The organism is Methylobacterium sp. E-065 (assembly GCF_022829605.1).
Lineage (GTDB): Bacteria > Pseudomonadota > Alphaproteobacteria > Rhizobiales > Beijerinckiaceae > Methylobacterium.
In genome coordinates this window covers 1-6,466 of sequence record NZ_JAKSYD010000004.1, presented here as the reverse complement: position 1 = coordinate 6,466, position 6,466 = coordinate 1, and the positions used below count along the sequence as shown (strand labels likewise).

The following is a 6,466-nucleotide window of genomic DNA, read 5'->3' as shown; positions in this document are numbered from 1 at the left end:
CACTGACGATCTATCTCGACATCGACGGTGTCGTGACGACGGTCGGCTATCAGCGGCAAGCCGGCAAGGACAGGCTCGATCCGGCACAGGTGGCCCGCGTCGCCGCCCTTGTGCGGGATTTCGACGCCAAGGTGGTCGTCTCGTCGACCTGGCGTGTCGACGATTGCCGTCCCACCCTGGTCGAAGCCGGCCTGCCCGAGCGCTGCTTTCACCCCGACTGGCGGACCGCCATCCTGCCGACGAGCCGCGACCCGGAGACGGGGGGCATGCGGCCAGCCGAGCAAGCCGGGCGCGGCGAGGAGATCGCCGAGCACGCGACCCGAAATCGGATACTGCACTACCTCGTCCTCGACGACGTCGAGGTCGGAGCGGCGCATGCGGGATGGCACGTTCGCCCGGAGGCCGAGATCGGCCTGTGCGAAACGGACGCAATCCTGGCCCGGAGGCTGCTGACCGCGATGGTCGAGGCGCAGCGCGGGACCGATAATACTTGTGCCGGCTCTTCGGCTGCGGATTTACGATCCGGTAGGGATTGAACTTTCCGAGCACACCGGTCATTCCATGACAGTGGAGTGACACGCGCGTCACGCTACTCCCGACATCGACAGGGTCACCTGGACCCGCGCCGGACCCGCCCGTCCGGCTCCTCCTCGACGCCGCCTCTGTGCGGCAGCTGGGGACGCGTCGCGTCGGATCGTTGAGCGGCAGGAAGGAGTGGCTGCGATGTTCGGGTTCAAGACTCAGGAAACGACGTCCAGTCCCTCGCTGTCGGCGCTGGGCATCATCGAACGTTCCGCTGCGCAGGCCCATGCCACGCTGATCGCCATGGGGTGGTCCGAGATCGGTTTCGGGTATCACGGCTCGGTTCATGCACATCCGGATCATCCGGACGTTGTCGTGCGCTTCGCACGCAAGGCCGACGGGTTCGGTGATTACGCCGCGCTGCTCCGCAAGGGGTTTGCGGGCTCGAACGGACCGCATGCACCGCGCGTCCATGACATGCATATCAGCCGCTGCGGTGCGTTGATGACGGTGGGCACGCGCCTGAGCGAGCCAGCGCGGGATGTCTGGTGGCTGGCCTACGCCCATGCCGTCGTCGCGGACCACCCGGGCAGCGCGATGGATGACGGGGTTCGCGACCGGTTCAAGGTCGAATGGCCGGCGCACGAACCCAGGATCGATCATGCCAGCTATGACGGTATCCGAGAGCGGTTCAGGGCCACTTGGCCGGGATACGAAGCCTATGTCGCGGCCCTCCGGAGTGTGTCACCGCAGGGGCTCGATCCGAACATCGGCAATGTCCTGATGTGCCTCGACGGCAACCCCGTGGTGAACGATCCGCTGTGCGATGACGGACATGGTCTGTGGCGCTCGCCACTCGCCCGCGTGATGGGGCGTATCGTCGAAGGCCTGCGTCGCTGGGTGGGCGATGCTCTGGGTCGCGCACCCATCCCCGCCTGATCGTAGGGCCGGGCGCGTTGAGCGAAGTCCCGGACCTAGAGAACGGTACAGTTGCGTTGCAGCAGGTCGAGGGCAGTTGCGGGCGATGCGCCCTCGCGCTGCCGACGCGCACAAACCCGCGATGTACTGACCGCGACACACGCGTCAGAGGCTGCGTGCCCACCTGCGCCGAACCAATATGATTGGATAGATCGACCGATCCTGATCCAGCGACCCAATGGCTTTTCAGCTCACCGGTCGCATCACGTATTCGGTCTAAGCTGTTGAAACTGATGGTAGCGAGGGACGGATTTGAACCGCCGACACAAGGATTATGATGCCCTGCTTGTGTGAATATTTGCAGTAGCTTGGCTCAATAATTTGCGGCAAACCGCACCATCGGTTTCAATGGCTTAGGGTGCCGATTGTCAAACCGTTTGGGCCCGCCTCGACTCACTGTTCGGTGCGCGCTACGCCTCTGCCATGGCGAAAGAGATTCCCAGCGTCGGCGACCTGCGCCGGAAGTCCGAGGTGTCGGACGAAGAGATAGAGGCGGCGACCGCGGCCTATCTCACGGACGAATCGGCCCCGCCCTTCGCCTTCAAGTCCGGCCACACCATCGACGTCGCCAAGGCGATCGAGATGCACCCGCAGGCGAAGGCGCTCCTGGCCGACGAGGCGACCAAGCCGGGTCTGCGCCGCACGATGGTGAAGACCGCCATCGTCATGGGCTTTCCGGTGCAGGGATGAGCGCGGACACGCCTGAGGCTCGGGCCATCTGGAAGGCGCAGCTCGTGGCCTTTCTGATCCCGCATCTGAAGGGCGATGCGGCCGAGCAGGACAGTGCGCTAAACGCAGTGCTGACGGCGATCGACACGGCGCACAGCGAAGGCCTGCGGCAAGCCGCTCGGTTCTGTCGAGAGGTTGGAGCCGGCGCTTGGCGGCATCGCGAGGCGGCTGTCGCGCTGGCTGAGAGCATCGAGCAGATGGCGACGCGCGAGGACGAGCGGTCCGCCGAGGCCGCGCGGAAGTGGCAGGACGAGCCTTGAGCGATCGCGATTCGAACCACGAGGTTGTCGTCGCTCGCCTGATGCGGCGGCTCTACGGATTCGCGCAGGGACTCGGACTGGACGAGCCAACCCTGCGCGGCATCGTCAAACGGGTGATCGACGACATGCCGGCAGCTCCAGACGACGACCGGCTCGCGCGAGCCCGCGACCGGATGCTGATCGCGTCCGCATGAGCGACGACACCGACCCCGTCCTTAATGCCGTCGATGCGCTGCGGGCCGCCGGCATCGTCGTGGTGCCGATCGGCGAGGAACTGGACCGCTGGCAGATTGGCGACCTGCTGTTCAGTGATGCGGAACTGGTGAGGATCGCCATGAGCCGCGGGCTGATGGAGGGTTAGCATGCCCGACGACGCGCCCAACCCGTTCGGCCTCGCGCTCCCGCTGCGCATCGTGCAGCTTGAGGAAGCCGTGAAGGTGATGGACACGGGCGACCGGGTCGCGGCCTACATTTACGTCGCTGCCGGGCAGGAGCGGCAGGTCCAGACGAGGCGTCTTTCGCCGGCGGAAGGCGTCGAGGCCGCCAAGGTGATCGCCCGAGCGTTGACGGACGCGATCATGGGCGGCTCTCGATGACCCCCGAGCAGCAGGCCTACATCCAGGCGCTGTCCGACGTGCGCTCCTATCACCGCTGGCAGATCGGTCAGGCGCTCGGCGATATGCGGACGATCCAGGTGCACGAGTCCGCCATCGCGTGGCTCGACGTGCTGATCGCCACGAAGAAGCGGCATGCGGCCGAGGATGAGGCGGAACGGCGCAACGTGCGCGAGGCTTAGGACGGCAATCTGTGGATGATGGGGATATGCTGCCGACAACTTGCCGGCGTTCCCGTTCCAGTCCAATCTCAGCCATCCGAAACGCAAAGCCCGCCCCGAATCGCTTCGGGACGGGCTAAGCTGATCGGATCGGCCAGAGGGCCGGACTGATCGGTGCAACGCTGAGATTCCATGATCAGCGCGACGAGTCCAGCCTCTGGCCGAACGTTTTCCCGTTCGTGTCAGAGGAGACACCGTTGCCTTATTCGATGCGAGTTTTTGAGACCGAGGACCACCGTGAGCTGCGGACGGTGGTGATTGATGGCGAACCCTGGTTCGTCTTGACGGATGTGTGCCGCGCGCTCGAGATGCATTCCAAGAAGGGCTACTACGGTCACCACGCCGAGAAACTTGATGACGACCAGAAGCGTGTCATCGCTCGCTCGGACCTCTCGCGAAATTCCCCTCCCATCGTGGGGGAGGGGAACGACCCGGTCCCCGGTAATCAGGCGACCGTTATCAGCGAGTCCGGCCTGTACACCTTTGTGCTTCGCTCGGATAAGCCAGAAGCGAAGCGGCTGCGGAAGTGGGTCACCTCGGTCGTCCTGCCGTCGATTCGAAAGACCGGCAGCTACTCGGCGACTGCCGATGCATCACCTGCGCAAAGGCAGCCGTTCCACGACCGGATCAGCCTGACGCTTACCAAGGTTCCAGAGGGCTACTTTTGCATCTTCAAGGAGATGGCTGATCTTACCGCTCAGCTCATCACGCAGGGCGCAACGGTCAACGATGAGACGGTGCCGGACATCAGTCTCGGCATTGCTTGGGGTAAGGAGTGGGAGCTGAAAGGGCACGATCACGATTTCGGATCGCGGACCTGCTACGAGCACAGCTATCCGTCTTACTTCCGGCAGGCGCGGTCGAACCCGCAGTGGGTGTGGTGCTACCCGGAGGAGGCGCTAGGCGTGTTCCGCCGCTGGATGCGCAACACGTATCTGCCAACCGCCTATCCGAAGTACCTCGCCGGCAAAGAGAAGAAGGGCGACATCCCGGCGATCGTCGTCCAGGCCGCGATCAAGGCCGTCGAAGCCTCTCGGCCGAAGCCGCTCCGCTGAGCCTCCCGCTCGGCCCCGCCCCGATCTGCTCACGGGGCGGGGGAGCGCCGCACCTTCTAGCGCTCCAGCCGGCGTTCGGTACACTGGTTGACGATGCACAAACTCGCGCCCACCAGCATTTCTCGCCTTCAGGCACTCTCGGCGCTGGGACCGCGCTTCTACAAAGTCTCCGTCTACATGCGACGGCTGGAGACCCTCGGGCTGGTCGCGGCCACTGGCCGATCGGATCCGGCAGCCAACAGTGTCGAGTACGAAATCACCGACGCGGGCTGTGCCGAGCTCGAAGAGCGGTACGGGCCATCCGCGCCTGCGCTCGGGGATAATTGACTCTCAGCTTTGTCGCTGCGTGCTCACGGGGCGGGGGAGCGTCCGATCTCGCCAGCGTGAGCCGAGCCAATACGCAACGCAGTATCGATACGAAAGACGCTGTCAGCGCTTCGAGTAGCAATTCAATTTCACGATTTAGTGCACACCTGGAATGAATCGCTCTGTGAACCAAACGATCTGTCCACTGTCGTCAAGGAGCATTGCTGATCCGGGCCGGCCTGACATCATATGATTAAATCTAGTGTCGGCCAATGTAATCGCTTGAGCATTCGCAGACGCGCTGATTTGCTCCGTCATAACGACAGAGCTTCCAATTGAATGCCAGCGCACCACGCATTCTAAATAAAACATTCTGCTGGCTCCATTTAGTAGGCGCCGATCGCCGCAGCATCACATAAAGAATGCCGCGAAAACCGATGACAAAACCTAATGATAGCACCCAATCTTGATTAAATAATATCGTCTTCCTCGGCTGGTATATCAGAGCCAAACCATAAAACGGAGAAAGAAAGCATTGCCGTGCATACTGTAATATTTTGTTCGTCTCGAACAATTGCCATGATCGATTGTTGAGCGCTGCCCCTAAATAACGAGTCGCGTCCAATCTCCGATAATGATTGTGCTGTAATACTGCAAACACTTGCGGTGTCTTCGCAGTCAGTGCCTATTGTATCCCTCGACAAGCGATCTCCATCGCTGACGTCGAAATAGTACCGAGGCATGAGCACTCCGCATGAAGCAGGCGGGAGCACGCAGGTCTCGCAAGCGCAGAATGCCGGAAGTCAGAACTGCGCCACAGGCATCATATGACGGGATTTGCGTTGGCATCCTATCATAAGTGATTCGCTGTCGAATTCCATTTCGATGAAAAAATGCTTGGGGCGCAAGCGCGGCTAACGTGGATTCGAAGAAAAGCCCGCCGCGGCACAGAGCCGGGCGAGCTTCCCAGATCCGAGCCTCGGGTGTTGAGAACGAGCGGATCCGTCGAGAGAGCTACCGCGCTGCAGTGCAAAAGAAAGCCCCGCGCGGCGAGCCGGCGGGGCTGAAGGGTCTCGCTTGGAATACAGCAGACGCGCGAGCCAAGCAGTTGTTCCGGATCAGAATCGCTCACTCAGCGGCCTGCATCCTAGCCCGCTGCCGCGCGGCTTCTTGGCGGGCGCAGGCTAAGACGCGCTGTCGCGCCTGTGGCTCGGTGATCATATCCCAGAGGTGGAACAGCTCCAACGTCGTGCCCGTCCCGGGATCACGATCCGTTGCGGAGGAGAACGCCTCAACGGGGCAGCCGACAGCCTTTGCTATGTCGCGAAGCAAAGCGTCAGATTTTAACTTGTTGTCCATGCTGCCCTATTGCTCCCTACTAATGAGCGAACAGAACGGTACGGCTGCGGTTTATACCGCACAATCAACTGCATTAGAAATTTCCGATGACTGATGAGTGGCTGGACCGCACGGCTGAAGCAATTCTGACAGCACACCGGTTCGTGATCGAGCATGGCAACCCGAGAATGGTGGCGCTGTCTCGACTGCTTCTCATGGAGATCGGCAGCGAAATCGCTTCCCGGGAACGCGAACCTGATTGCGCGAACGACGACGCGAGGCCGGAATAGGGCGCTACCGCTCTAACAGGCTGCTGAAGAAGTCCTGATTTGGCGGCGTCGGAGATGATTTCCGTCGTTTGGACGGTTTCGGCTGACCGGCGATAGCCGGTGGTTCAGCCCCGTCCGCAGCGCCGGGGGCGGTGTCGCCCGGTCAGGCCGCTG

12 protein-coding genes are annotated in these 6,466 nt (G+C 62.3%); 11 read left to right on the top strand and 1 reads right to left on the bottom strand.

The window, feature by feature from the left end; genetic code table 11:
* The 10 genes from MKK84_RS00070 to MKK84_RS00025 form a co-directional block, all read left to right on the top strand.
* Positions 1–536 (top strand): HAD domain-containing protein (locus tag MKK84_RS00070; RefSeq protein ID WP_243915927.1); only part of this gene is annotated, 536 nt, incomplete at its 5' end.
* A 187-nt stretch (positions 537–723) separates the two neighbouring features.
* The gene (locus tag MKK84_RS00065; RefSeq protein WP_243915925.1) at positions 724–1,461 is read left to right on the top strand and encodes a hypothetical protein; all 738 of its coding nucleotides are present in this window, start codon (positions 724–726) and stop codon (positions 1,459–1,461) included.
* 462 nt (positions 1,462–1,923) lie between these two features.
* Entirely contained in the window at positions 1,924–2,190 is a 267-nt protein-coding gene (locus MKK84_RS00060; protein WP_243915919.1) for a hypothetical protein, read from the top strand.
* Entirely contained in the window at positions 2,187–2,489 is a 303-nt protein-coding gene (locus MKK84_RS00055) for a hypothetical protein (RefSeq protein ID WP_243915917.1), read from the top strand. The genes MKK84_RS00060 and MKK84_RS00055 overlap by 4 nt, the downstream gene beginning before the upstream one ends.
* Positions 2,486–2,683, top strand: a complete 198-nt coding sequence (locus MKK84_RS00050) for a hypothetical protein (RefSeq protein ID WP_243915910.1) — start codon at positions 2,486–2,488, stop codon at positions 2,681–2,683. Before MKK84_RS00055 ends, MKK84_RS00050 begins: the two co-directional genes overlap by 4 nt.
* Entirely contained in the window at positions 2,680–2,850 is a 171-nt protein-coding gene (locus MKK84_RS00045; protein ID WP_243915908.1) for a hypothetical protein, read from the top strand. Before MKK84_RS00050 ends, MKK84_RS00045 begins: the two co-directional genes overlap by 4 nt.
* Before the next feature lies 1 nt (position 2,851).
* Positions 2,852–3,085: a hypothetical protein gene (locus tag MKK84_RS00040; RefSeq protein WP_243915907.1), complete on the top strand. Its 234-nt coding sequence runs from the start codon at positions 2,852–2,854 to the stop codon at positions 3,083–3,085.
* A complete protein-coding gene (locus tag MKK84_RS00035; RefSeq protein WP_243915905.1) occupies positions 3,082–3,285 on the top strand; it encodes a hypothetical protein in 204 nt (67 codons plus the stop codon). The genes MKK84_RS00040 and MKK84_RS00035 overlap by 4 nt, the downstream gene beginning before the upstream one ends.
* Before the next feature lie 236 nt (positions 3,286–3,521).
* Complete coding sequence (locus MKK84_RS00030) at positions 3,522–4,379, top strand: Bro-N domain-containing protein (protein WP_243915900.1); 858 nt, start codon at positions 3,522–3,524, stop codon at positions 4,377–4,379.
* 93 nt (positions 4,380–4,472) lie between these two features.
* Entirely contained in the window at positions 4,473–4,706 is a 234-nt protein-coding gene (locus tag MKK84_RS00025) for a hypothetical protein (RefSeq protein WP_243915929.1), read from the top strand.
* Positions 4,707–5,155: 449 nt separating this feature from the next.
* On the opposite strand, the gene MKK84_RS35805 is transcribed toward MKK84_RS00025, so the two are convergent.
* Positions 5,156–5,428 carry a DUF6894 family protein gene (locus MKK84_RS35805; protein ID WP_409566422.1) on the bottom strand — a complete coding sequence of 91 codons (273 nt, stop codon included), beginning with the start codon at positions 5,426–5,428 and terminating at the stop codon, positions 5,156–5,158.
* A gap of 702 nt (positions 5,429–6,130) precedes the next feature.
* Here MKK84_RS35805 and MKK84_RS00020 point away from each other — a divergent pair.
* Complete coding sequence (locus MKK84_RS00020) at positions 6,131–6,313, top strand: hypothetical protein (RefSeq protein WP_243915898.1); 183 nt, start codon at positions 6,131–6,133, stop codon at positions 6,311–6,313.
* The last annotated feature ends 153 nt before the right edge of the window (positions 6,314–6,466 follow it).

Bases quoted from the DNA above. Each gene is read 5' to 3' on its own strand.
- MKK84_RS00065 (WP_243915925.1), top strand. From the start codon at position 724: ATGTTCGGGTTCAAGACTCAGGAAACGACGTCCAGTCCCTCGCTGTCG.
- MKK84_RS00060 (WP_243915919.1), top strand. From the start codon at position 1,924: ATGGCGAAAGAGATTCCCAGCGTCGGCGACCTGCGCCGGAAGTCCGAG.
- MKK84_RS00055 (WP_243915917.1), top strand. From the start codon at position 2,187: ATGAGCGCGGACACGCCTGAGGCTCGGGCCATCTGGAAGGCGCAGCTC.
- MKK84_RS00045 (WP_243915908.1), top strand. From the start codon at position 2,680: ATGAGCGACGACACCGACCCCGTCCTTAATGCCGTCGATGCGCTGCGG.
- MKK84_RS00040 (WP_243915907.1), top strand. From the start codon at position 2,852: ATGCCCGACGACGCGCCCAACCCGTTCGGCCTCGCGCTCCCGCTGCGC.
- MKK84_RS00035 (WP_243915905.1), top strand. From the start codon at position 3,082: ATGACCCCCGAGCAGCAGGCCTACATCCAGGCGCTGTCCGACGTGCGC.
- MKK84_RS00025 (WP_243915929.1), top strand. From the start codon at position 4,473: ATGCACAAACTCGCGCCCACCAGCATTTCTCGCCTTCAGGCACTCTCG.
- MKK84_RS35805 (WP_409566422.1), bottom strand. From the start codon at position 5,428: ATGCCTCGGTACTATTTCGACGTCAGCGATGGAGATCGCTTGTCGAGG.
- MKK84_RS00020 (WP_243915898.1), top strand. From the start codon at position 6,131: ATGACTGATGAGTGGCTGGACCGCACGGCTGAAGCAATTCTGACAGCA.